Annotated in this window: 24 protein-coding genes; 13 read left to right on the forward strand and 11 right to left on the reverse strand. The window is 63.2% G+C overall.

Annotated elements, in window-relative coordinates; genetic code table 11:
* The first annotated feature begins 119 nt into the window (after nucleotides 1-119).
* The 4 genes from ychF (at nucleotide 120) to LB525_RS02000 (ending at nucleotide 3,268) form a co-directional block, all read left to right on the forward strand.
* Nucleotides 120-1,223, forward strand: a complete 1,104-nt coding sequence (gene ychF, locus LB525_RS01985; protein WP_095766516.1) for a redox-regulated ATPase YchF — start codon at nucleotides 120-122, stop codon at nucleotides 1,221-1,223.
* Nucleotides 1,224-1,242: 19 nt separating this feature from the next.
* Nucleotides 1,243-2,217: a magnesium/cobalt transporter CorA gene (gene corA, locus LB525_RS01990; RefSeq protein WP_140838680.1), complete on the forward strand. Its 975-nt coding sequence runs from the start codon at nucleotides 1,243-1,245 to the stop codon at nucleotides 2,215-2,217.
* Nucleotides 2,218-2,330: 113 nt separating this feature from the next.
* Nucleotides 2,331-2,801 (forward strand): MaoC family dehydratase, encoded by a 471-nt coding sequence (locus LB525_RS01995; protein ID WP_224543181.1) that lies wholly within the window; start codon nucleotides 2,331-2,333, stop codon nucleotides 2,799-2,801.
* Nucleotides 2,798-3,268, forward strand: a complete 471-nt coding sequence (locus LB525_RS02000) for a MaoC family dehydratase (RefSeq protein WP_224543182.1) — start codon at nucleotides 2,798-2,800, stop codon at nucleotides 3,266-3,268. The genes LB525_RS01995 and LB525_RS02000 overlap by 4 nt, the downstream gene beginning before the upstream one ends.
* 157 nt (nucleotides 3,269-3,425) lie before the next feature.
* Here LB525_RS02000 and LB525_RS02005 read toward each other — a convergent pair whose 3' ends face one another.
* The 5 genes from LB525_RS02005 to petA form a co-directional block, all read right to left on the reverse strand.
* Nucleotides 3,426-3,971: an adenine phosphoribosyltransferase gene (locus LB525_RS02005; protein ID WP_140838687.1), complete on the reverse strand. Its 546-nt coding sequence runs from the start codon at nucleotides 3,969-3,971 to the stop codon at nucleotides 3,426-3,428.
* Nucleotides 3,972-4,165: 194 nt separating this feature from the next.
* A complete protein-coding gene (locus tag LB525_RS02010; protein ID WP_224543183.1) occupies nucleotides 4,166-4,861 on the reverse strand; it encodes an acid phosphatase in 696 nt (231 codons plus the stop codon).
* Nucleotides 4,862-4,999: 138 nt separating this feature from the next.
* A complete protein-coding gene (locus LB525_RS02015) occupies nucleotides 5,000-5,857 on the reverse strand; it encodes a cytochrome c1 (RefSeq protein WP_224543184.1) in 858 nt (285 codons plus the stop codon).
* 21 nt (nucleotides 5,858-5,878) lie between these two features.
* Complete coding sequence (locus tag LB525_RS02020; protein WP_224543185.1) at nucleotides 5,879-7,180, reverse strand: cytochrome b; 1,302 nt, start codon at nucleotides 7,178-7,180, stop codon at nucleotides 5,879-5,881.
* Between the two features lie 16 nt (nucleotides 7,181-7,196).
* A complete protein-coding gene (gene petA / locus LB525_RS02025; RefSeq protein ID WP_095766509.1) occupies nucleotides 7,197-7,757 on the reverse strand; it encodes a ubiquinol-cytochrome c reductase iron-sulfur subunit in 561 nt (186 codons plus the stop codon).
* 310 nt (nucleotides 7,758-8,067) lie between these two features.
* On the opposite strand from petA, the gene LB525_RS02030 reads away from it, so the two are divergent.
* Both LB525_RS02030 and LB525_RS02035 read left to right on the forward strand, forming a co-directional pair.
* Entirely contained in the window at nucleotides 8,068-8,412 is a 345-nt protein-coding gene (locus LB525_RS02030; protein WP_224543187.1) for a cupin domain-containing protein, read from the forward strand.
* A gap of 80 nt (nucleotides 8,413-8,492) precedes the next feature.
* On the forward strand, nucleotides 8,493-9,347 hold the full coding sequence (locus LB525_RS02035; RefSeq protein ID WP_224543188.1) for an alpha/beta fold hydrolase: 855 nt from the start codon (nucleotides 8,493-8,495) through the stop codon (nucleotides 9,345-9,347).
* On the opposite strand, the gene LB525_RS02040 is transcribed toward LB525_RS02035, so the two are convergent.
* From LB525_RS02040 to LB525_RS02060, 5 genes are all read right to left on the reverse strand, one after another.
* Nucleotides 9,344-9,655: a DUF6665 family protein gene (locus tag LB525_RS02040; protein ID WP_140838699.1), complete on the reverse strand. Its 312-nt coding sequence runs from the start codon at nucleotides 9,653-9,655 to the stop codon at nucleotides 9,344-9,346. The two genes, LB525_RS02035 and LB525_RS02040, sit on opposite strands and share 4 nt — an antisense overlap.
* A 9-nt stretch (nucleotides 9,656-9,664) precedes the next feature.
* Entirely contained in the window at nucleotides 9,665-11,548 is a 1,884-nt protein-coding gene (locus LB525_RS02045) for an ABC transporter ATP-binding protein (RefSeq protein ID WP_224543189.1), read from the reverse strand.
* Nucleotides 11,545-13,437 (reverse strand): ABC transporter ATP-binding protein, encoded by a 1,893-nt coding sequence (locus tag LB525_RS02050; protein ID WP_224543190.1) that lies wholly within the window; start codon nucleotides 13,435-13,437, stop codon nucleotides 11,545-11,547. The genes LB525_RS02045 and LB525_RS02050 overlap by 4 nt, the downstream gene beginning before the upstream one ends.
* A 205-nt stretch (nucleotides 13,438-13,642) precedes the next feature.
* On the reverse strand, nucleotides 13,643-15,523 hold the full coding sequence (locus LB525_RS02055; protein WP_224524602.1) for an ABC transporter ATP-binding protein: 1,881 nt from the start codon (nucleotides 15,521-15,523) through the stop codon (nucleotides 13,643-13,645).
* A 26-nt stretch (nucleotides 15,524-15,549) separates the two neighbouring features.
* Nucleotides 15,550-15,966, reverse strand: a complete 417-nt coding sequence (locus LB525_RS02060; protein ID WP_224524601.1) for a hypothetical protein — start codon at nucleotides 15,964-15,966, stop codon at nucleotides 15,550-15,552.
* 443 nt (nucleotides 15,967-16,409) lie between these two features.
* Here LB525_RS02060 and LB525_RS02065 point away from each other — a divergent pair, with 443 nt between their 5' ends.
* Complete coding sequence (locus LB525_RS02065; protein ID WP_224524600.1) at nucleotides 16,410-16,868, forward strand: tRNA (cytidine(34)-2'-O)-methyltransferase; 459 nt, start codon at nucleotides 16,410-16,412, stop codon at nucleotides 16,866-16,868.
* 148 nt (nucleotides 16,869-17,016) lie between these two features.
* A complete protein-coding gene (gene soxR, locus LB525_RS02070; protein WP_140838707.1) occupies nucleotides 17,017-17,460 on the forward strand; it encodes a redox-sensitive transcriptional activator SoxR in 444 nt (147 codons plus the stop codon).
* A 153-nt stretch (nucleotides 17,461-17,613) separates the two neighbouring features.
* Here soxR and LB525_RS02075 read toward each other — a convergent pair whose 3' ends face one another.
* Entirely contained in the window at nucleotides 17,614-17,871 is a 258-nt protein-coding gene (locus LB525_RS02075; RefSeq protein ID WP_095766723.1) for a hypothetical protein, read from the reverse strand.
* A 121-nt stretch (nucleotides 17,872-17,992) separates the two neighbouring features.
* Here LB525_RS02075 and hemF point away from each other — a divergent pair, with 121 nt between their 5' ends.
* The 5 genes from hemF (at nucleotide 17,993) to LB525_RS02100 (ending at nucleotide 21,715) form a co-directional block, all read left to right on the forward strand.
* Complete coding sequence (hemF, locus tag LB525_RS02080; RefSeq protein WP_224524599.1) at nucleotides 17,993-18,907, forward strand: oxygen-dependent coproporphyrinogen oxidase; 915 nt, start codon at nucleotides 17,993-17,995, stop codon at nucleotides 18,905-18,907.
* Between the two features lie 260 nt (nucleotides 18,908-19,167).
* Nucleotides 19,168-19,428: a DUF1344 domain-containing protein gene (locus tag LB525_RS02085; RefSeq protein ID WP_095766498.1), complete on the forward strand. Its 261-nt coding sequence runs from the start codon at nucleotides 19,168-19,170 to the stop codon at nucleotides 19,426-19,428.
* Nucleotides 19,429-19,597: 169 nt separating this feature from the next.
* Complete coding sequence (locus LB525_RS02090) at nucleotides 19,598-19,783, forward strand: DUF1059 domain-containing protein (protein WP_095766497.1); 186 nt, start codon at nucleotides 19,598-19,600, stop codon at nucleotides 19,781-19,783.
* A gap of 203 nt (nucleotides 19,784-19,986) precedes the next feature.
* Nucleotides 19,987-20,649 carry a hypothetical protein gene (locus LB525_RS02095; protein ID WP_224524597.1) on the forward strand — a complete coding sequence of 221 codons (663 nt, stop codon included), beginning with the start codon at nucleotides 19,987-19,989 and terminating at the stop codon, nucleotides 20,647-20,649.
* Between the two features lie 85 nt (nucleotides 20,650-20,734).
* Nucleotides 20,735-21,715 carry a S8 family serine peptidase gene (locus tag LB525_RS02100; RefSeq protein ID WP_095766496.1) on the forward strand — a complete coding sequence of 327 codons (981 nt, stop codon included), beginning with the start codon at nucleotides 20,735-20,737 and terminating at the stop codon, nucleotides 21,713-21,715.
* Nucleotides 21,716-21,737 lie beyond the last annotated feature (22 nt).

The raw sequence follows: 21,737 nt of genomic DNA on the forward strand, positions 1-21,737 counted from the left end.
TCTAAAAGATCGCGACGCGCTTTAGGCCCTGTCACGATAGAGGCATGGGGCTTGACGTTCGTCACCCCTATCGCCCATAGCCCTCACCAAAATCGAATTTCCGACAGGATTGGACGAACATGGGTTTCAAATGTGGCATCGTTGGCTTGCCCAACGTCGGCAAGTCCACGCTGTTCAACGCGCTGACCAGGACGGCCGCCGCACAGGCCGCCAACTATCCTTTCTGCACCATCGAGCCGAACACTGGCGAGGTGGCGGTGCCTGACCCGCGCCTGCAGAAGATCGCGGCGATCGGCAAGTCGAAGGAGATCATCCCGACCCGCATCTCCTTCGTCGATATCGCCGGCCTGGTGCGCGGCGCCTCCAAGGGCGAAGGGCTGGGCAACCAGTTCCTCGCCAACATTCGCGAGGTCGACGCCATTGTGCATGTGCTGCGCTGCTTCGAGGATGACGACATCACCCATGTCGAAGGCCGTATCGACCCTGTCGCCGACGCCGAGACGGTCGAGACCGAGCTGATGCTCGCCGACCTCGAAAGCCTCGAGCGCCGCATCGCCCAGATCCGCAAGCGCGCCGCCGGCAAGGACAAGGAGGCCATGGCCGTCCTGCCCATGATGGAGGCCGCGCTCGAGCTTCTGCAGGCCGGCAAGCCGACGCGCTTCCTGCTCAACGGCATCGCCGCGGAGGACCTGCGCATCCTGCAGGGGCTGAACCTGCTCACCTCGCATCCCGTTCTCTATGTCTGCAACGTCGCCGAGGCGGACGCCGCCACCGGCAACGAGCACACCAGGGCGGTGGAGAAGATGGCGGCCGCGCAGGGCGCGGGCACGGTTGTGATCTCGGCGGCGATCGAGGCTGAAGTCGCCCAGCTTTCAGACGAGGAGGAAATGGAATTCCTTGCCTCGATCGGCCTCGATGAGCCGGGCCTCAACAAGGTGATCCGCGCCGGCTACGAGCTCCTGCATCTGATCACCTATTTCACCGTCGGGCCGAAGGAAACGCGCGCCTGGACGATCCACAAGGGCGATAAGGCGCCGCAGGCGGCCGGCGTCATCCACACCGACTTCGAGCGCGGCTTCATCCGCGCCCAGACGATCTCCTACAACGATTTCGTCACGCTGGGCGGCGAGGCGGCCGCCAAGGAAGCCGGCAAAGCGCGCGACGAGGGCAAGGAATACGTCGTCCAGGACGGCGACATCATGCTGTTCAAGTTCAACACCTGATCTCCAGGGAGACCCGGCGATGATAAAGACCTTCGTCGTGGACAATGATCGCCTGCGCCTCACGGAGGACCTTGCGGCGGACGGCGACAGGATCGTCTGGGCCGATCTTTTCAACCCAACCAAGGAGGAAGAGGCGCGCATCGAGAGCTGGCTGGGCATTGCCATCCCGACCCGCGAGGAAATGGAAGAGATCGAGATTTCGAGCCGGCTCTATATCGAGGACGGCGGCTACTTCATGACCGCCGTGCTGCCGGCGCAGACCGAGGCCGACGATCCCTTGATGTCGCCGGTAACCTTCGCGCTCGCCGGCAAGAGGCTGATCACCATCCGCTATCATGAGCCCAAGGCCTTCAAGACTTTCCCGCAGCGCGCCGAGAAGGTGGCGACCGGCTGCACCAGCGGCGACACCATCCTGATCGGCCTCCTCGAGGCGATCGTCGATCGCCTGGCCGACATCCTCGAGCGCGCCGGCCGCGAGGTGGAAACGATCTCGCGCGACATTTTCGAGGCGCGCTCGACCAAGGCCTCGAAGCGTAATCGCGATTTCCAGGAGCTCCTGAAAGGCATCGGCCGCAAGGAGGACATCGCTTCCTCGGTCCGCGACAGCCTGATCTCGTTGCAGCGCCTGGCCGGCTTTCTCGCCCATGTCGCTGACCAGACCAAGATGAGCAAGGATGTGCGCGCCCGCATCAAGACGCTGTCGCGCGACGTGCTCTCGCTCGCCGACCATGCCACCTTCCTGTCGCAGAAGATCTCCTTCCTGCTCGACGCCACGCTCGGCATGATCTCGATCGAGCAGAACGCCATCATCAAGATTTTCTCGGTCGCCGCCGTCATCTTCCTGCCGCCGACGCTGGTCGCCTCGATCTACGGCATGAACTTCGACATTATCCCCGAGCTCAAATGGGAGTTCGGCTACCCCTTCGCCATCGCCCTGATGGTGGTCTCGGCGATCCTGCCCTTCTGGTATTTCCGCCGCCGCGGCTGGCTCTGACGGACTTCGCCGGCGACGGCTGGCTTACCAGAAATCACTTGACCAAATCGACTTGGGCCGGCATCCGGGTTTTCGATCCTTGGGGATCGCGTTCGTCAACCGGATTGCCGATCATGACCGGAAAGACCTGGGCCTATGAGGATTTCGCCGAGGGCGCCTCGCTCGACCTCGGCAGCAAGGACGTAAGCGCCGCCGAGATCATCGAATTCGCCTCGGAGTTCGATCCGCAGCCGATGCATCTCGACGAGGAAGCCGGCAAGGCGAGCATCCTCGGCGGGCTTTCGGCTTCGGGCTGGCATACCTGCGCGATGTTCATGCGCATGCTGTGCGACGCCTTCCTGCTCGATTCGACCTCGCAGGGCTCGCCCGGCATCGAGCACGTGAAATGGAAGAAGCCGGTGCTGGCCGGCGACAGGCTTACCGGCACGCTCACCATACTTTCCAAGCGCCAGTCGAAATCGAGGCCGCAGCTCGGCTTGGTCACCATGCGCAGCGAGCTCGTCAACCAGCGCGGCGAAAGCGTTTTCGAGCTCGAAAACACTGGGATGTTCCTCGCGCGTGATGCCGCAAGGGACCTGTCATGACCCTGGACGAGTATTTCCTGATCGGCGAGACCGTCACGCTCGGCTCGCATAAATTCGAAGCCGACGAGATCAGGGCGTTTGCCAACAAATACGATCCGCAGGTCTTCCACGTCGATGAAGAGGCGGCGAAGAAGAGCGTGCTTGGCGGGCTCTGCGCCTCGGGCTGGCACACTGCCGCCACCTGGATGAAATACAACCTCGAAAAGCGCATGGAGACCGAGGGCGTGCGCTGGACAGGCCCCGGCCCGCGGCCCGAGTTCGGCCCCTCGCCCGGCTTCCGCAATTTGAAATGGCTGAAGCCGGTCTATGCCGGCGAGACCGTGACTTTCACGCGCACCGCGCAGGCGCACCGCCCGCTCGCCGGGCGGCCCGGCTGGAACCTGCTGACGCTGCGTTCGGAAGGCTTCGATTCGACCGGCGACAAGGTGATTGAATTCGACAGCGCCGTTCTGGTGAAGGTGGGATAGCGCCTCTCCTTCTCCCCTTGTGGGAGAAGGTGGATCGGCGCGCAGCGCCGAGACGGATGAGGGGTGTTCCAGCGAAGTGCGACGTTGGCGTTCCCTGGAACACCCCTCATCCGTCGCCTTCGGCGACACCTTCTCCCCCAAGGGGAGAAGGGGAAGATCAATGCCCCTCGAACCCGATCAACGTCCTCACCGGCACGTCTAGCGCTTCCAGCTTCTGGCGGCCGCCGAGGTCGGGCAAGTCGATGACGAAGCAGGCCGCGACGATGTCGGCTCCGATTTGCCTCAGCAGCTTCACCGCGGCTTCCGCCGTGCCGCCGGTGGCGATCAGGTCGTCGACCACGATCACCTTCTCGCCCGGCGAGACGCCGTCCTTATGCATCTCCATCTCGTCCAGGCCGTATTCGAGGCTGTAGGCGACGCGCACCGTCTCGTAGGGCAGCTTGCCTTTCTTGCGGATCGGCACGAAGCCTGCCGAAAGCTGGTGCGCCACAGCGCCGCCGAGGATGAAGCCGCGCGCCTCGATGCCGGCGATCTTGTCGATCTTCAATCCGGCATAGGGATGGACCAGCTCGTCGATGGCGCGGCGGAAGGCGCGCGCGTCGCCAAGCAGCGTGGTGATGTCGCGAAACAGGATGCCGGGCTTGGGATAATCCGGAATGGTGCGGATGGCCGCAAGCAGCGTGTCTTCGAGGGAGGATTTCATCGAGGCTTTCCGCGTGTCCGGCTGTCGGATTTGGCGGCGTCGGCCTTTACTGCCCGACGCGACCGACAAGGGCTACCGCGATGTCGCGCCAGAGACAAGCACATCCGGCAAAGGATCGGCACCGATCGGCCTCGACCATAATGAAAAAGGGCGCCCGCGAAGGCGCCCTTCGAAAAGCAGGCGCTACCGAGCGGCTACATGCCGAGATCCGAGCGCAGCTCGGAGCGCGCCACTTCGTACTCGGCCTTGAAATCTGGACGGTTGAGCAGGACCGCGGCGATCACGCTGCCGGAGATCTTGCCCATCTCGATGTCGGACGGATAATGGATGCCGCCGACCACGCGGTTGTGGGCGAATTCGGCCGCGCGCGCCATGATCTCGGCGCGCTTTTCGGGGACCATGTCGGCAAGGACGATGCCCATCATGGTGCCGACCGTCGCATGGCCAGATGGCCAGGAACCGGAGCTCGACAGCTTCACGACCGGCTTGACCAGATCGCTGAGCTGATGCGGCCGCGGCCGCTTCCAGACATCCTTGGCGGGATCGACGACGGCGCCTTCGGTCGCCACGACGCGATCGAAGAAGGCACTGAACTTCGGCAGCTTCTCCTTGTTGAAATTCGGGCCCATGACGTCGGCGAAGCGCCAGATATTCTCCTCGGCGTCGGCGATGGCGCGCCTTTCCATTTCCGGCGTGCGCGTCACCTGCAGCGTCAGCACCTCGCCGAGCTCGGCTTTGGTCTCCGCCGAGTCATTGGCCGGTGGCGGCGGCAGGATCATCGTCAGGTCAATGTCCTTGCTGGTGACGAAAGGCTGGGCCTCATCGGCATGGGCGGCATATCCGGTGACAAGCAGCAGGAAACCCGCCGCGAGCGATGCATATCTTTTCATGGGTGCGATCCTTTGCTGAGTGCGAGGCAGGATCGCCACGAGCGATGACGGTCATGTGACACGCCCCGGTTTGCGCGCGCCGAAATACAAAAGGGCGCCTTGTGGCGCCCTTTCAAAATTCTTGCGATCGACGCCGCCTCAGTGCACCACGTCGGCCCACACCCTGCGCTTGGTCATGTAGACCAACGCGCCGAACACCAGCAGGAATATCATGACGCGGAAGCCGGTCTTCTTGCGATCCTCGAGATGCGGCTCGGCCGCGAACATCAGGAAGGCCGAGACGTCGCGGGCATACTGGTCGACGGTCTGCGGCGAGCCGTCGTCATAGGTCACCTGACCGTCCGAGAGCGGCTTGGGCATCTTCAATGACACGCCGGACAGGAAGTACGGGTTGTAGTGCGTGCCTTCCGGGATCACCATGCCGGCCGGCGGCGTCTGGTCGTAGCCAGTGAGCAGTGAGTGGATGTAGTCCGGGCCGCCCTGCGCATACTGGGTGAAGATGTCGAAGATGAAGCGCGGGAAGCCGCGCTCGACACCGCGCGCCTTGGCAAGCAGCGACATGTCGGGCGGGGCGGCGCCGCCATTGGCGGATGCCGCGGCCTGCTCGTTCGGGAACGGCGCCGGGAAGTGATCCGACGGCTTGCCGGGACGATCGAACATGTCGCCGGCATCGTTCGGGCCGTCATGGATGGTGTATTCGGCGGCCAAAGTCTTGATCTGCGCCTCCGAATAGCCGAGGCCTTCCAGCGTGCGGAAAGCCACCAGGTTCATCGAGTGGCAGGCCGAGCAAACTTCCTTGTAGACCTTCAGGCCGCGCTGCAGCTGCGCCTTGTCATAGGTGCCGAACGGACCGGCGAAGCTCCAGCTCATTTCCTTCGGTTCGTTGATCGGGAAATGCGTCGGAGCGGCCGCGTTGTGTTCCTCTTCGGCGGCGATGGCAGCGGTGCCCGCGACCACCAGGCCAAGCAGCGCCAGCGAGGTGAGAATCTTCTTCATACCCAAAATCCCCTCAGATTCTCAGCCCGTGGTTTCCGGCGCGGCGGCAGCGCGTGCCGGATGTCCGCTGCCGCCCTTTTTCTTTTCAAGCACGGCCTCGGTGATCGAGTTCGGCAGCCTGCGCGGCGTCTCGATCAGGCCGAGCACCGGCATGACGACCAGGAAGAAGGCGAAGTAGAACAGCGTCGCCATCTGCGCCATGAACACATAGCTGCCTTCCGCCGGCTGCGAGCCCAGCCAGCCGAGCAGGATGGCGTCGGCTACGAACAGCCAGAAGAACAGCTTGTACCATGGACGATAGACCGCCGAGCGCACCTTGGAAGTGTCGAGCCACGGCACCAGGAACAGCATGGCGATGGCGCCGAACATGCACAGCACGCCGCCGAGCTTGGAGTTGATCGGGCCGATGTTGAAGGTGATGGCGCGCAGGATCGCGTAGAACGGCAGGAAGTACCATTCCGGAACGATGTGGGCCGGAGTCTTCAGCGGGTTGGCGACCGTGTAGTTGTCCGGATGGCCGAGAAAGTTCGGCAGGTAGAAGACGAAATAGGCGAAGACGAACAGGAACACGATCATGCCAAACGCGTCCTTGATGGTGGCGTAGGGCGTGAAGGCCACGGTATCGGTCTTCGACTTGACCTCGATGCCGGTCGGGTTCGACTGGCCCACGACATGCAGCGCCCAGATGTGCAGCACGACAACGCCGGCGATCATGAACGGCAACAGGTAATGTAGCGCAAAGAAGCGGTTCAGCGTTGGATTGTCGACGGCGAAGCCGCCGAGCAGCAGTTCCTGAATCCAGTTCCCCACCAGCGGAATGGCGCTGAAGAAGCCGGTGATGACGGTAGCGCCCCAGAAGCTCATCTGGCCCCAAGGCAGCACGTAGCCCATGAAGCCGGTGGCCATCATCAGGAGGTAGATGATGCAGCCGAGGATCCACAAGAGCTCGCGCGGCGCCTTGTAGGAGCCGTAGAACAGGCCGCGGAAGATATGGATGTAGACGGCGACGAAGAAGAATGAGGCGCCGTTGGAATGGAGATAGCGCAAGAGCCATCCCGAATTCACGTCGCGCATGATCTTCTCGACCGAATCGAAGGCGAGATTGGTGTCGGAGGTGTAGTGCATCGCCAGCACGATGCCGGTCAGGACCTGCGCGGCCAGCATGATCGACAGGATGCCGCCGAACGTCCACATGTAGTTGAGGTTGCGCGGCACTGGATAGGCGACGAAGCTGTCATGGACCAGCCGCGGCAGCGGCATGCGGGCGTCGAACCAGCGCTCGATACCGGTCTTGGGCGTATAGGTCGAGTGTCCCTCGCTCATCGAAATGTCCCCTGCCTCAACCGATAAGGATCTTGGTATCGGAAATGAACTTGAATACCGGGATCGCCATGTTCTCCGGCGCCGGGCCTTTGCGGATGCGGCCGGCGGTGTCGTATTGCGAACCGTGGCACGGGCAGAACCAGCCGCCGAAATCGCCTTCCTGGCCGAGCGGGATGCAGCCGAGATGCGTGCAGACCTGCACCATCACCATCCAGGCTTCCTTGCCGGGCGTGGTGCGGTTGGCGTCGGTCGCCGGCGCGTCGGACGGCAGGTTGGCGTTGCGTGCGATCGGATCCTTGAGATCGGCGAGATTGACGGCCGCGCCGTCCTTCATTTCCTTTTCGGTGCGGTTGCGCACCACCACCGGCTTGCCGCGCCACTTGACGACCAGCGAGCTGCCGGGCTGCAGTGAAGAAACATCGACCTCGACCGAAGCCAGCGCCAGGGTCGAGGCATCGGGGCGCATCTGGTCGATGAACGGCCACGCGACGGCTCCGGCGCCGACAACGGCGGCCATGCCGGTGGCTACGTAGAGAAAATCGCGACGGTTGGGATCGTGGATGTCGGTTGCGCTCACGGGTGCCTGATCCTTTCGCCTCTTCCTAACCGGAGGCCGAGCCTTGTCCCCGCTCAATCGCACCTGCCCGACAGCGCATGGCGAACAGGCTAGCGAATTCCTCCGGCATTTGGAGTTCGGTTTATGCGTGCGGCCCGTTTTTGTCCAGCGGGGTGAGACCACAAGGGCAGATTGTCGCGGGGATGCGCGGCGGCCCAGGCCGACGCGTCCCCGCCAGGCCGCCGGACAGGGTGAAACAGCGGGAAATCCGGGGTCAATCGAGCCGGTGTTCGCCTCGACATCGGCTCCTGGCCCGGTCTATTCTGGCGTCATGGCGCATGTCATTGAACGCGACAGCTGGGCCGACGCCCCCGACTGCTGGAAAGGCGAGCTGCAATGCGGCCAGTTCGGTGCCAATTCCTGCCTGATCTTCAACTATCAGCCGACTGTCGGCGGCGGCCCACGCCTGCACAAGCATCCCTACGCGGAAATCTTCGTCATCCGCTCCGGCACCGGCCTGTTCACGATCGGCGACCAGGAGATCAAGGCCACGGCCGGCCAGATCCTGATCGTGCCGCCCGACACGCCGCACAAATTCACCAATCTCGGTCCCGGCCCGCTCGAAAGCACCGACATCCACGAGAACGGCCACTTCATCACCGAATGGTTGGAATGATTCTTCCGATCGTCGGACCGGCCTGTCCGAAGGCTGATTGCAGCCTAGTTCCATCGATCTGGCATCGATGGAGTTGAAGCATGCGACAGCGCACCGTTGAGGTCGAGGGGCTGGCTATCGCGATCCGGGACGCAGGGCCGGCCGATGCGCCGGGCCTTCTGCTGCTGCATGGTTGGCCGCAAAGCTCCCATGCTTTTGAGGCAATCGTCGACGAGCTGGCCGGCGACCAGCGCGTGATCGCCCCGGACTTGCCGGGCATCGGCGGTTCACACGGCGCGCCCGAGACCGGAGAAAAGGCATATCTGGCCAGATTGATGAAGGGGCTGATCGCCGTTTGCGGCTTGCGGCAGGTCATCGTCGCCGGTCATGACGTCGGCGGCCAGATCGTCTTCGCGCTGTTGCGCGACGAGCCCGAAAATTTGACCGGCGCGGTGATCATGGACGTCGTCATCCCCGGCGTGGCGCCGTGGCAAGATGTCATCCGCAACCCGCGTATCTGGCATTTCGCCTTTCATGCGATCCCGGCCTTGCCCGAGATACTGGTGAGCGGCCATGAGCGCGCCTATTTCGATTTCTTCTTCGATATTCTTTCGAAGGAAAAATCGGCGATCCCTGCGGAAGCCAGGGACATCTATGCCAAGGCCTATTCGCGGCCGGAAAGCCTCAAGGCCGGCTTCGACTGGTACCGCGCCTTTGCCGCGGACGCCAAGGTCAATTCCCACCCATCCGCGACGCCGATCGCCACGCCGGTTCTTTATCTCAGAGGCTCGGCCGAATCCGGCGACATCGCCGACTATCTCGACGGCTTGAAGGCAGCAGGCCTATCCAATGTCGAAGGCGACATCATCCCGGGTAGCGGCCACTTCGTCGCCGACGAGAATCCCGGAGCCCTTGCTGCGCGATTGGCGCGTTTTCGCCAGGAAATCGGCGCCTAGCTGGCGCCGAGCCTGACCAGCACCGCGCGCGGGATGTCGTATTCGCGGATCACGGCGTCATGCTTGCGCAAACCGCAAAGCTCGCGCTGGATGAAATAGGCATGGACGGCCGCTGCCGCCTCCTTAAGCAGCCGGTTGCGATGCTCGCCCTCGCCGCTCTCGCGCAATCTGGCAAGGGTTTCCTCGACACGCCGGCCGGCGCGGCCGAGGGCTGCGGCCTTCTCGGCGAGGATTTCGTGGCCGAGCAGATCGAGCGCGCTTTCCTGCGCGCCTGACCGTCCGAAATTCATAGGCATGCGTACCGACATGATGCCGTTCTACTCCGCTGGCCGCGTCTCTTCCAGCGCGCTTTCCTCGTTGAACAGGAAGCCGCCGGACTGCCGCTTCCAGAGCCGTGCATAGAGCCCGTCGAGCGCTACCAGCTCGTCATGCGTGCCCTGTTCGACGATGCGGCCGCCGTCCAGCACCACGAGCCGGTCGAGCGCTGCGATGGTCGACAACCGGTGCGCGATGGCGATCACCGTCTTGCTTTCCATCAGTCTGGTCAGGTTCTCCTGGATCGCCGCCTCGATGTCGGAATCGAGCGCCGAGGTCGCCTCGTCGAGGATCAGGATCGGCGCATCCTTGAGGAAGACGCGCGCGATGGCGACGCGCTGCCGCTGGCCGCCGGAGAGCTTCACGCCGCGCTCGCCGACATAGGCCTCGTAGCCGGAGCGCTCGCGGTTGTCGCGCAGCCCCAGGATGAAGTCATGCGCCTCGGCTTTCCTGGCCGCGGCGATCACCTGCGCATCGGTCGCGTCCGGCATGCCGAGCTTGATGTTGTCGCGCAGCGAGCGGTGGAAAAGTGCGGTATCCTGGCTGACCACGCCGATATTGCTGCGCAGCGAGTTCTGCGTCACATGCGCGATGTCCTGGCCGTCGATCAGGATCTGGCCGCCCTCGAGGTCATAGAGGCGCAGGATCAGGTTGGCCAAGGTCGTCTTGCCGGCGCCCGACGGGCCGACCAGCCCGACCTTCTCGCCCGGATGCACGACGAGGTCGATGCCGTCGAGCACTCCGGCCCCCTTGCCATAATGGAAGATGACGTTCCTGACGTCGATGCGGCCGCCGGCGACGACCAGCTCCTTGGCGTCCGGCGCGTCGGTCAGGCCGAGCGGCTGCGAGATCAGCGCCTTGGAATTCTCCAGCACGCCGAGATTCCTCAGGATGCCGTTGAGCTGCATCATCAGCCTTCCAAGCAGCATGTTGAGCCTGAGCACCAGCGACAGCGTGAAGGCGACGGCGCCGACCGTGATCGAGCCTTCGACCCACAGATAGATGGCGAAAGCGGCGATCGCCGTGATCATGATGCCGGAGAGCATGGTCAGCGCCATGCGCACGCCGGTCAGCCGGCGTGTGAACGGCCGCAGCGCGTCGAGATAGATGCCGAAGCCGCTGCGGATATAGCGATCGTCGCCGTCGGCCGAAAACAGCTTCAACGTCTGCACGTTCGAGTAGGAATCGACGATGCGGCCGGTGATCATCGAACCGGCCTCGGCGGTCGCCTCGGCATGCTTGCGGATAGCCGGCAGATAGAGTTTCGCCAGCCAGCCGAAGGCAGCGATCCAGATCACCACCAGCACCGCCAGCCGCAGATCGAGACCGGCGACCAGCGCGAGCGTCGTCACCGTATAGACGATCATGAACCAGACCACCTCGATGAAGCTCTCCATCAGGTCGCCGGTCGCCTGCCCCGCCTGCCAGACTTTTGTCGCGATGCGGCCGGCGAAATCGTTCTGGAAGAAGGCATAGGACTGGCGCGAGACGTGCCGGTGCGCCTGCCAGCGCACCAGATTGTAGAATCCGGGCGTGATCGTCTGCTCGTCGACCAGCGCCGACAGGCCGACCACCAGAGTGCGGATGAACAGAACCACGGCGCCCATGAACAGGAGCTCGGGACCGGCGGCCGCCCACAGCGCGTGCCAGCTGCGTTCACCGGGCAACTGGTCGAGGATATCGACCAGCCTGCCGACGAAATAGAACAGGCCTGCCTCGACCAGCGGCGCGATGCCGCCGATGATGAGCATGGCGAAGAAAGCGAGCTTGGCCTGCCCGACATAGTGCCACAGGAAGCCGCCGACGCTGGCGGGTGGCCGAAGATTCACGGGCTCGCGGAACGGATAGACCCAGCCCTCGAACCAGCGATAGACGCCTTTCATCATTCCGCGGCTTCACCTTTCGCCGCCAGATCGTCGGCGGCCTGCTTTTCCTCGAGCAGGAACCCGCCCGACTGGCGCCGCCAGAGCTGGGCATAGAGCCCACCCTTGCCGATCAGGGTCTCATGCGAGCCGTCCTCGACGATGCGCCCTTTGTCCATCACCACCAGCCTGTCCATCGCCGCGATGGTCGACAGCCTGTGGGCGATGGCGATGACGGTCTTGCCCTGCATGAGCTTGTAGAGGTTCTCCTGAATGGCGGCTTCCACTTCCGAATCGAGCGCGGACGTGGCCTCGTCGAGAATGAGGATCGGCGCGTCCTTCAGCATAACGCGGGCAATTGCGATGCGTTGCCGCTGGCCACCGGACAGCTTCACGCCGCGTTCGCCGACAAGCGCCTCATAGCCGCTCTGCCCATACGGATCGGTCAGTGCCGCGATCACATCGTCGACCTGAGCGGCTTTGGCGGCGCTAAACATGGCCTCGTCGCTGGCCGACTGGCGTCCATATTTGAGGTTCTCGCGAACGGATCGATGCAAGAGCGACGTGTCCTGGTTGACGAAGCCGATCGCCGCGCGAACGCTCTCTTGCGAGACGTGGCGGATGTCCTGTCCGTCGATCAGCACCTTGCCGTCCTGGACGTCGAACAGCCGCAGCACGAGATTGACCAGCGTCGACTTGCCGGCCCCGGAGCGACCGATCAGGCCGACCCGCTCGCCCGGCGCGATCTTCAGCGACAGATTATCGATGACGCCGCCTTTGCCGTCCTTGCGCCAGTAGTTGAAATTCACCCGGTCGAACTCGATGCCGCCGGCGGTCACGGCGAGGGCCGGTGCGTCAGGCTGGTCCTGCATGGTGATGGGACGCGCGATCGTCGTCATCGAATTGCTGGCGACGCCGATCTGCCGGAAAACGTTGGCGCCGACATCGAGGATCCTGCCGGAGATATTGGCGATCTGCAGCGCGAACGGTATCGCGGTCGCCACGGCTGCCGTAGTCATGGTCCCCGCGTTCCAGCCGGCCAGCGCCAGCCAGCTTATGGCGATGAGCAGCGCCGCGTTGAGGACGAACAGGGCCGACCACATCAGCGTGAAAACGCGCATCAGCTGGTAAAACGTGTGGGCATGCTCGACCACCGCGTGCGAGACATATTTGTCTTCGTGCTCGCCGGTCGAGAACGTCTTGAGCGTCAGGATGTTGGTGTAGCTGTCGACCATGCGGCCGCTCACCTGCGACCACCGTTCCGACAGTTGGGACGAACGCTGCGTGATCCTAGGCATCGCGGACCAGAAGATGAGGCAGTAGAATACCAGCCACACCGCCACCACAGCCAGCAGCAGCGTATCGAGCCGCGCCAGCACGACGATGGCGACCGCGACGAAGACCAGCGCGTACCAGACGGCATCGACGGTGAGGTTGACGCTCATCTCCACCGAATCGCCGCTCTGCATGACCTTGGTTCCGATGCGGCCGGCGAAGTCGTTCTGGAAGAACCACCAGTCCTGGCGCACGACGTGCCAATGGCTCTGCCAACGGATGAGGTCGATGAGGTTCGGCGCGATGGCGTGGTTGCGGATGAGACCATCGACAACCATCGACAGCGGACGCAGCAGCACGACGATCGCCATCATGACGAGCAACGGCATGTGCGCAGCGAAGAAATCGCCTGGCTTGGTGCTGGAGAGCAGGCCGACGATCAGGCCGACGAAAATCGGCAGCATCGCGTCCACTAGCGCCGCGAGGGCAACGATGATCATGCGCAGCCGATAGGCGGTGCGAAACTGCCTTATGAAATACCAGTAGAACCGCCAAAGTCCCATTGGCGGCTGCCTGTCGTCGGCCAGCGCCACCGGCGAATAACGGCTTTCGAACCAGGTGAAGATGCGGTCGAACATTTTTCTCTCATCGCGCGGAAATCCGCCGGTAACCGATCTGGTCGCCAGCAGGCCTCTGGCGAGGTCGTGGTTACGCCCGGGATCGATTCCCCGCAATCGCCGTAACCTTGATGCCGGAGCGGCTCGACGGCTCACAGAACCGCCGGGCCGCTCCAAGTCTTTGTTTTGCGCAATTCCGGACGGAGTTGCTGCAATCGCGATCGCGTTACTCCGCAGCCATCTCGGATCGAAGCGACTTGGCATCGGGCTCAGCCGGCGCGTCATCGAGCAGGAAACCGCCCGACTGACGTTGCCAGAGCTGGGCGTAGAGCCCGCCCCTGGCGACGAGCTCCTCATGCGAGCCTTCCTCGATGATGTGCCCCTTGTCCATGACGACGAGCCGGTCCATCGCCGCGATCGTCGACAGGCGGTGCGCGATGGCGATGACGGTCTTGCCCTGCATCAGCTTGTAGAGGTTCTCCTGGATGGCCGCCTCGGCTTCCGAATCGAGCGCCGACGTCGCCTCGTCGAGGATGAGGATCGGCGCGTCCTTTAGCATGACGCGGGCAATCGCGATGCGCTGCCGCTGGCCGCCGGACAGTTTGACGCCGCGGTCGCCGACATGGGCGTCGAAACCCTTGCGGCCGTTATGGTCCGAGAGCCCGCCGATGAAATCGAGCGCCTCCGCTCGGCGCGCCGCCTCGATGAGCATTTCATCGGTCGCGTCCGGCCGGCCGTAGAGGATATTCTCCTTCACGGAGCGGTGCAGCAGCGAAGTGTCCTGCGTGACCATGCCGATCTGCGCGCGCAAAGAATCCTGCGTCACCGCAGCGATCTCTTGGCCGTCGACGAGAATCCTGCCGCTTTCCAGGTCGTAGAAGCGCAGCAACAGATTGACCAGCGTCGACTTGCCGGCGCCGGAACGTCCGACAATGCCGACCTTCTCGCCGGGCTTCACGGTGAGCGACAGGTTCTCGATAACGCCCTTCTGCTTGCCGTAATGGAAGCGGATGTCCTCGAAGCGTATCTCGCCCCGGGCGACGGCGATGTCCTTGGCGCCCGGCCTGTCTTCGACCAGCCGCGGCAGCGAGATCGACTGGATGCCGTCCTGCACCGTGCCGATATTCTCGAACAGCACGGACATCTCCCACATGATCCATTGCGACATGCCCCACATGCGCAGCACAAGGCCGATGACCACGGCTACTGCGCCGATCGTCACCGCCTGGCCGAGCCACAGCCACAGCGAGATCGCCGTGACAGAGACCAGCAGCAGCGAGTTCAAGATGTAGAGCAGGCCGTAAAGCACCGTCACCAGCCGCATAGAACGGTAGACGGTGTCGAGGAAGCCTGCCATGCCTTCCCTGGCAAAGGTCGCCTCGCGGCGCGCGTGCGAAAACAGCTTCACCGTCTGGATGTTGGCGTAGCTGTCGACGACGCGGCCGGTCATGGTCGAGCGTGCGTCGGCTTGCTCCTCGCCGACTTTGCCCAGCCGCGGAATAAAATGCCACAGCAAGGCGACATAACCGATCAGCCACACACCCAAGGGTGCGGCCAGCCGCAAATCCGCCGATCCGACGATGAACAGCATGCCGAGGAAGTAGACGATCACGTAGTTGAGGACATCTATCAGCTTCATGACGAAGTCGCGCACGGCGAGTGCGGTCTGCATCAGTTTGGTGGCGATCCGGCCGGCGAACTCGTCCTGGTAGAAAGCCATCGACTGTTTCAGCAAATAGCGATGCACCTGCCAGCGGATGCGCATGGGATAATTGCCCATCAGCGTCTGCTGGTTGAGCAACGAACGCAGCCACACCGTACCGGGCAGCGCAAACAGCACGATGAAAGCCATGCCGGCGAGCTTCCAGCTCTCGGTCTGCAGGAAGGTTTGCCGGTTCTGCGCCGACAGCCAGTCGACGATGCGGCCCATGAAACCGAACATCCACACTTCTGTGATGGCGATCGCCGCCACCAGCACCGCATCTACGGCGATGTAGGGCCAGACGCCGCGCGTATAATGAACGCAGAAGGCGATCAGCGTCTTCGGCGGCTCGACCGGCTCCGCGGCGGGAAACGGATCGAGCCTGTTTTCAAACCAGCGGAACATTCCGGGCACTCGACTTATCTATGCGCTCACGCGGCGCGGGATTGATGGGCTAGGCGTTGCAGCCGCGCGGCATTGCGGGCCGGCGATACGGAATCATCCGCATCGCCGGCCTTGCTACGCGCAATATAGGGTTTCGCCGGCATTTCGCCGACAGGCTCGTTTGACGTCCCTGACGGCGCCGAACTTCCCGACGAAAGGCTGGAGCCTGCCCGGCTCCTGTCGCCCGGCCGGATCAGGCGGATGATCCGGCGCACAAGCGTGGGCCGGCTGTGATCGGGCACCGCGCGCGAGAAATCGACGTCCGGCAGCATGCCGCGATGCGGCCTGCGCCGTTCCTCGGCATGCACGGCCGACGAATAGGTCTCGCCGATCAGCAGCGCCCAGGTAGCCACCTTGCGTTCATGCAGGCTTCTTGACCCCGGTATCTTGTAGGGATCGAACATTGGTCCGTCCTCCATATGCAAATGCGTTAAAAAGGGTGATGCGTCCTCGACCATCGGCATTCGGCCGAAGGCGCGGATCGAATCGGCCGGGACACGACTAGCATCGGTCCGGACACGCTCAGCTGGGGCACGGCGCCCCTTTGGCAGTTTGAAAAACATCGCAAGATTCCTTCGAAGGCCGAAAATTGGGTTCGGCGGGAATCGGTGCGATGAGGACTTAAAGTGTCAGAAGAATCGTCGTACCGAAACCGCCTGCGGGCATAGGAGTGCCCCGGATGGGAGCTGGATGTGCATGGGTATCATGTGTTCCCCTCCATACGGTTCGGGTTGACGATGGTGGGCATATACTCGACTTCGCAGAAAATGGCCATCCGCCAGTCCAGAAATTGCCGAAAGCGGGAGATGCCTGTGGCCGATCTGCCACTTATTAGCAGGATACGGAAATGAACGATCGTCTCCGCATCGCGCTCTACCAGCCTGATATCGCCGGCAACACCGGGACGATCCTGCGCTTCGCCGCCTGCCTCGATATCGGCGTCGATATCATCGAGCCGGCTGGTTTCCCGCTCTCCGACCGGGCGCTGAAACGCGCCGGCATGGACTACCTCGAAATGGCGGCGCTTTCCCGCCATGCCGACTGGCACGCCTTCGAGGGGTGGCGAAAGACCAACGCGCGCCGCCTCGTGCTGCTCACCACCAAGACCACGGCCGCCTACACCGACTTTGCTTTCGCTGCCGGCGACATCCTTCTGTTCGGCCGCGAATCCGCCGGCGTGCCGGACCAGGTCCACCAGGCGGCGGATGCGCGACTGACCATCCCGATGCGGCCCGGAGCGCGCAGCATCAATGTCGCGCTGTCCGTCGCCATGGTCGCGGGCGAAGCGCTGCGCCAGCTCGGCTAGAACCTCGAGCCCTTCTTCATTGCCGCGCGCAGGGTCCACTCGCGGCGTCATTCTCACCCAGGCGCACATCGCCTTCTCCTGCAATTGTCCCATCGACGTTTCTTGGCTACAAGCTCAACTTAACTTGAGGTCAAGCGGAAAAATCGAGATGGCTCCGGTAAGGGAATTGACGGTCGGCCAGGTGGCCGTGCGCAGCGGCGTTGCGGTATCGGCGCTGCATTTCTACGAGGCGCGCGGCCTGATCCGCAGCCACCGCACCTCCGGCAACCAGCGGCGCTACAGCCGCGACGTGCTTCGGCGCGTGGCGATCATCCGCGTCGCCCAGGAGGTCGGCATCTCGCTTGCCGACATCGCCCGGGCGTTCCAGTCGCTGCCGGAAGAGCGCACACCGAACCGCGAGGACTGGAACCTGCTTTCGACAGCCTGGCGCGACGAGCTCGACCAGAAGATCGCCCAGCTCAAGAAATTGCGCGACGGCCTGACCGATTGCATCGGCTGCGGCTGCATGTCGATCGACAAATGCCCGCTGAGGAACAAGGAAGATCGGCTGGCCAAGGAGGGGACGGGGGCGAGACGGCTGGCGGTGCGCTGACAGTCTGCCGCCAAGGTGCATTGAGATTCAGGTCAGGCCGAGTCGAAAATGGTGGCTTCCGAGAACCGGAGCGGAGCGTACTTAAAGTACGTGAGCACCGGAAGCGCAGGAGCCGCCATTTGCAGGCTGGCCTCACCTGAATATCAATGCACCTTAATCGGCCGCCGGCAGCCGCCGCATGGTGAATTCGATCACGTCGCCCGGGCGCTCGAACCAGCTTTCGATCTCGGTCCAGTAGGCCTGTTTCGGAAAACGCTCGAACCACTCCTTGGCCTTGAGGCGCGCATCCGGGCGCGGCAGCACGAACGTTTCGCGCAAGAAACCATCGCGCGGCTGGTTTTCGCGCTCAGCCCGTGAGCGCTCCAGCCTCTTGCGTAAGCCATCCAGCGGCGGTCTTGCCGGGGTGCGCACGAAGGAACTCCCTTGCACCTTGGTCAGACAGGACTTGACCCTTCCTCTCAAGAGATTAGGGATCGCGCCCTGAAAAGACGAGTCATTTGTCAGGCAAGCGCGCCTGCGACTGGAGACCGAATTGGAAAGACCTGACCTTCCCGTGGGCCTGCCGGCCGACATCGAGCAGAAGAAGATGAAGGCACGTCTGTGGTTCGAGGCCTTGCGCGAGCGTATCTGCGCCACTTTCGAGCAGATCGAGCAGGAACTCACCGGCCCGCAAGCGTCATGGTCGCCCGGCCATTTCGAGAAGACCCCCTGGGAGCGCGACGAGGGCCGCGGCGGCGGCGGCACCATGTCGATGATGCGCGGCCGCGTCTTCGAGAAGGTCGGCGTCCACACCTCGACCGTCCATGGCGAATTCTCGCCCGAGTTCAGGAAGCAGATTCCCGGCGCCGAGGAAGACCCGCGCTTCTGGGCGAGCGGCATCTCGCTGATAGCACATCCCTGGAACCCCAACGTGCCGGCCGTGCATATGAATACCCGCATGGTCGTCACCACGCGCCAGTGGTTCGGTGGCGGCGCCGATCTGACGCCGGTGCTCGACCGCCGCCGCACCCAGGACGATCCCGACTCGATCGCCTTCCATCGCGCCATGCAGTTCGCCTGCGAGAAGAACGCCGCCGTCGCCGACTATCCCAAATTCAAATCCTGGTGCGACGAGTATTTCTTCCTGCCGCACCGCAACGAGCCGCGCGGCATCGGCGGCATCTTCTTCGACTGGCTGCATTCTGACGAGGACAGGGGCGGCTGGGACGCCGATCTCAATTTCGTCCAGGATGTCGGACGTTCTTTTCTCGTCGTCTATGCCCATCTGGTGCGGGGCAACTTCAACCAGAACTGGACCGATGGCGAGCGCGAGGAACAGCTCATCCGGCGCGGCCGCTACGTCGAATTCAACTTGCTTCACGATCGCGGCACCATCTTCGGCCTGAAAACCGGCGGCAATGTCGCCTCGATCCTGTCCAGCCTGCCGCCCGAGGTAAAATGGCCGTAACGATCCGGTGAGCGCGGCGACGGCCGCATTGCTGTCCAATTCGCCGAATCTTGGCCGGCAATGTGGCAGGGACGATATCTTTTTCGTCTAATATCCTTTTGAAAAAATTGAGCTATTTAAGATCGCCGGGTCGGGAAGCGCCGGCGGTCGAAGCGGAGATCATCTCGTCTCCCTCCGGCCGTGAGCCGGCGCGACTTGACGACCCTGATCACGAGAGGTGCCTCGCCGAATCGGGCACCCGCATTCCAGGAGAGCACGCCATGCGCAAGCTTATCGTGACCGCAGCTACCGCCGCCCTTCTCGCCTCCGGCGGCGCCGCGTTCGCAGCGGTCAAGCACACCACCGGCACCGTCAAGAGCTTTGACGGAACGGCCATGAGCCTTGTTCTGGACGACGGATCCACTTTCAAGCTGTCCAAGGCCTTCAAGGATCCCGGCATCCAGGCCGGCGAGAAGGTTCGCGTCTCCTGGGACATGAGCGGCAAGAACAAGATTGCCGAGGCCGTCAAGATCATGAAGTGAAGGCCTGCCCGTCAAAGGCAGATCGAGTTCTCAGGCGGCAAGGAAGGCGGGGCAGCACTGCTCCGCCTTCCTTTTTTGGAGAGAAAAGCAGTCTGCCGCGGGCTGCGATGCAACCGAAACCGGTCGCATGTGTTATGGTTTTCCAGCAGAACGAGGAAAGGAAAGTCCCATGAAGGAATTCCAATGCGGGTCGCTTGTCCCCGGCTGCGACTGGCATACGCGCGCCGAGGAAGAAGCCGAGGTGATGCGCCGTGCCGTCGAGCACATGCGCGAGACGCATGGCGAGACGGTCATCCGCGAGACGATGATCGAGGCGATACGCTCCCGCATCCAGAAGGTTCGCGACGCGGCCTGAGGGACTCCTCACCTTCGAACAGATCGACCCGCAGCGAAATCAGGACGGCTCAGGACCTGAGCATGTTCCATCGCGAGTTGCGAACCAATTTGCCTGAGTCGATTCCGGAAGGTCCGGACCGGCCCGGCATTTCAAACAGATACTTATATTCGAGTCGTCTCATTTAAGTTTGCGGTAACGGAATTCGTGCCACCGTCGGGCAAATGATCCGGCTGCAGGGCTGGCCGAGAAACTCGCCGCCACCCAAGGCGCTGACCGGATCGGTGGGGCGAGGTGTTTCGCGCATGCGCGAACGATCCGGCAAGAGGGGCACATCGTGCGAGGCGGCGCTGCTGCTGTGCGCATGTCTCGGCGCGTCTCCCGCGACCGCCCAGGAAATGATGACCACCTCGCTGATCGGCATGCATCAGGGGTCGCCGCTGAGCGACCGTGCCCGAGGCCTCGGCGGTGGCGGCTATGAGCTGCAGAATGGAAGCTGGGTCTCGTTCAACCAATGGTACCACACGAACTGGGTGGACATGCATGTCGACCTGCTCACCCAGGTTACCGAAAACACCGGCATCCTTTGGGGGTTCGGGACCGGCGAACAAGGCGACAAATACAGCATCGGGCCCAGCCTGAAGCTCGGTTTCCTCACCCAGACGCATCCGAATCCGAACAGCACCCTGTCGCTGTCCGTAACGTCGATCATCGGCGGAAACCTCACCGAGAAACCTTGCCTGGCCGACTACGGGGATCTGGGCTCCTACAGTGTCAATTGCCGGCTCGCGGCCGGTGAGATGGCGCCGCAGGAAACCCTGAAATACCTGGTTAGCGCCAAGCCCGAGAGCATGCATCTGTGGCTGAATTATCGTCTCACTTTCTGATCGCCGGGAGGCGCGAATGAAAAGTCCATCTCGTCCCGAAACGCGCGATCGCCCGTCCTGGTTCTTGTTTGGCTGGAGTTGGAACATGTCTGCTGGTCACCTGAAATTCGGCCTCGTTGCCGCCCTTGCCATCCTTTCGGCGCCCATTGCCTCGGCGCAGGAGGGCCTCGGCGCGGACGAGACGGCGGCGCTCTGCCATGGCGGCGGCTCCATCTGCGTGAGCGCAAAGATACCGGTCGCGCGCACGACGCAAACGGTACAGAACTGGATGAGCCCCGACGTCGGCGCGGCATGGGCAGCCGGCTACAAGGGCAAGGGCGTCACCATCACGATGGTCGACGACTTCAGCAGCACCTCGCGCTTTTCCGGCAATTTCGGGATCGGCGTGCAGACCCAGCGACACGGCGAATGGACGCGCGAGGAAGCAAGCATGATTGCTCCCGCCGCGACCATCCGCTCCAAGGATTTCTCGACCGGCACGGCCGTTTCGCTGGCACGCGGCCTTAATGTGCTGAACCTGAGCTACGGCATGTACACAACCGCGGGCTACAGCGCGAACCAGATCTGGTGGGCTCCGGAGGAGTCCTCGATCATCTCCTACGCCACCAAAGGTTCGGCCATCGTCTCGAAGGCGGCCGGCAACGACGCGGTCGCTGTTGGCGGGGTCACTGGTGGCCAGCAGGACTATCTCGACCTTGCTTTGATCGGCAAACCGACCGCGATCTTCGTCGGCGCGCTGTCGACGAACGGAACCACAGCCAACAAGGCCCAGCTCGCCTGGTATTCCAATTATGCCGGCTCCGACCAGGCTGTGCAGAGCCACTTCCTGGTGGTCGGCGTCGAGGGTGACAAGACCGGGCTCTACGGAACGTCTTTTGCCGCGCCGATCATCTCCGGCTATGCTGCGATCATCGGCAGCAAGTTCACCAAGGCGACGCCCGTCCAGATCACCAACGACCTGCTCAATACGGCCCGCACCGACACGCTGGCCAATTACGACCCGTCCGTCTACGGCAAGGGCGAAGCAAGTCTCTCGCGCGCTCTCGCTCCTGTGGCCATACACTGACAGGCACCGGCCGTTCCGGCCC

The sequence above is a fragment of the Mesorhizobium sp. CA16 genome (assembly GCF_020165175.1).
Lineage (GTDB): Bacteria > Pseudomonadota > Alphaproteobacteria > Rhizobiales > Rhizobiaceae > Mesorhizobium.

Excerpts from the sequence above, each read along its gene's own strand:
- ychF (WP_095766516.1), top strand. The coding sequence starts at position 120 with ATGGGTTTCAAATGTGGCATCGTTGGCTTGCCCAACGTCGGCAAGTCC.
- LB525_RS02040 (WP_140838699.1), bottom strand. The coding sequence starts at position 9,655 with ATGTCGGTACGCATGCCTATGAATTTCGGACGGTCAGGCGCGCAGGAA.
- LB525_RS01995 (WP_224543181.1), top strand. The coding sequence starts at position 2,331 with ATGACCGGAAAGACCTGGGCCTATGAGGATTTCGCCGAGGGCGCCTCG.
- LB525_RS02020 (WP_224543185.1), bottom strand. The coding sequence starts at position 7,180 with ATGAGCGAGGGACACTCGACCTATACGCCCAAGACCGGTATCGAGCGC.
- soxR (WP_140838707.1), top strand. The coding sequence starts at position 17,017 with ATGGCTCCGGTAAGGGAATTGACGGTCGGCCAGGTGGCCGTGCGCAGC.
- LB525_RS02100 (WP_095766496.1), top strand. The coding sequence starts at position 20,735 with ATGTCTGCTGGTCACCTGAAATTCGGCCTCGTTGCCGCCCTTGCCATC.
- LB525_RS02050 (WP_224543190.1), bottom strand. The coding sequence starts at position 13,437 with ATGTTCGACCGCATCTTCACCTGGTTCGAAAGCCGTTATTCGCCGGTG.
- LB525_RS02090 (WP_095766497.1), top strand. The coding sequence starts at position 19,598 with ATGAAGGAATTCCAATGCGGGTCGCTTGTCCCCGGCTGCGACTGGCAT.
- LB525_RS02060 (WP_224524601.1), bottom strand. The coding sequence starts at position 15,966 with ATGTTCGATCCCTACAAGATACCGGGGTCAAGAAGCCTGCATGAACGC.
- LB525_RS02045 (WP_224543189.1), bottom strand. The coding sequence starts at position 11,548 with ATGATGAAAGGCGTCTATCGCTGGTTCGAGGGCTGGGTCTATCCGTTC.
- LB525_RS02055 (WP_224524602.1), bottom strand. The coding sequence starts at position 15,523 with ATGTTCCGCTGGTTTGAAAACAGGCTCGATCCGTTTCCCGCCGCGGAG.
- LB525_RS02015 (WP_224543184.1), bottom strand. The coding sequence starts at position 5,857 with ATGAAGAAGATTCTCACCTCGCTGGCGCTGCTTGGCCTGGTGGTCGCG.
- LB525_RS02085 (WP_095766498.1), top strand. The coding sequence starts at position 19,168 with ATGCGCAAGCTTATCGTGACCGCAGCTACCGCCGCCCTTCTCGCCTCC.
- LB525_RS02000 (WP_224543182.1), top strand. The coding sequence starts at position 2,798 with ATGACCCTGGACGAGTATTTCCTGATCGGCGAGACCGTCACGCTCGGC.
- LB525_RS02035 (WP_224543188.1), top strand. The coding sequence starts at position 8,493 with ATGCGACAGCGCACCGTTGAGGTCGAGGGGCTGGCTATCGCGATCCGG.
- LB525_RS02030 (WP_224543187.1), top strand. The coding sequence starts at position 8,068 with ATGGCGCATGTCATTGAACGCGACAGCTGGGCCGACGCCCCCGACTGC.
- LB525_RS02095 (WP_224524597.1), top strand. The coding sequence starts at position 19,987 with ATGATCCGGCTGCAGGGCTGGCCGAGAAACTCGCCGCCACCCAAGGCG.
- corA (WP_140838680.1), top strand. The coding sequence starts at position 1,243 with ATGATAAAGACCTTCGTCGTGGACAATGATCGCCTGCGCCTCACGGAG.
- LB525_RS02065 (WP_224524600.1), top strand. The coding sequence starts at position 16,410 with ATGAACGATCGTCTCCGCATCGCGCTCTACCAGCCTGATATCGCCGGC.
- LB525_RS02010 (WP_224543183.1), bottom strand. The coding sequence starts at position 4,861 with ATGAAAAGATATGCATCGCTCGCGGCGGGTTTCCTGCTGCTTGTCACC.
- LB525_RS02005 (WP_140838687.1), bottom strand. The coding sequence starts at position 3,971 with ATGAAATCCTCCCTCGAAGACACGCTGCTTGCGGCCATCCGCACCATT.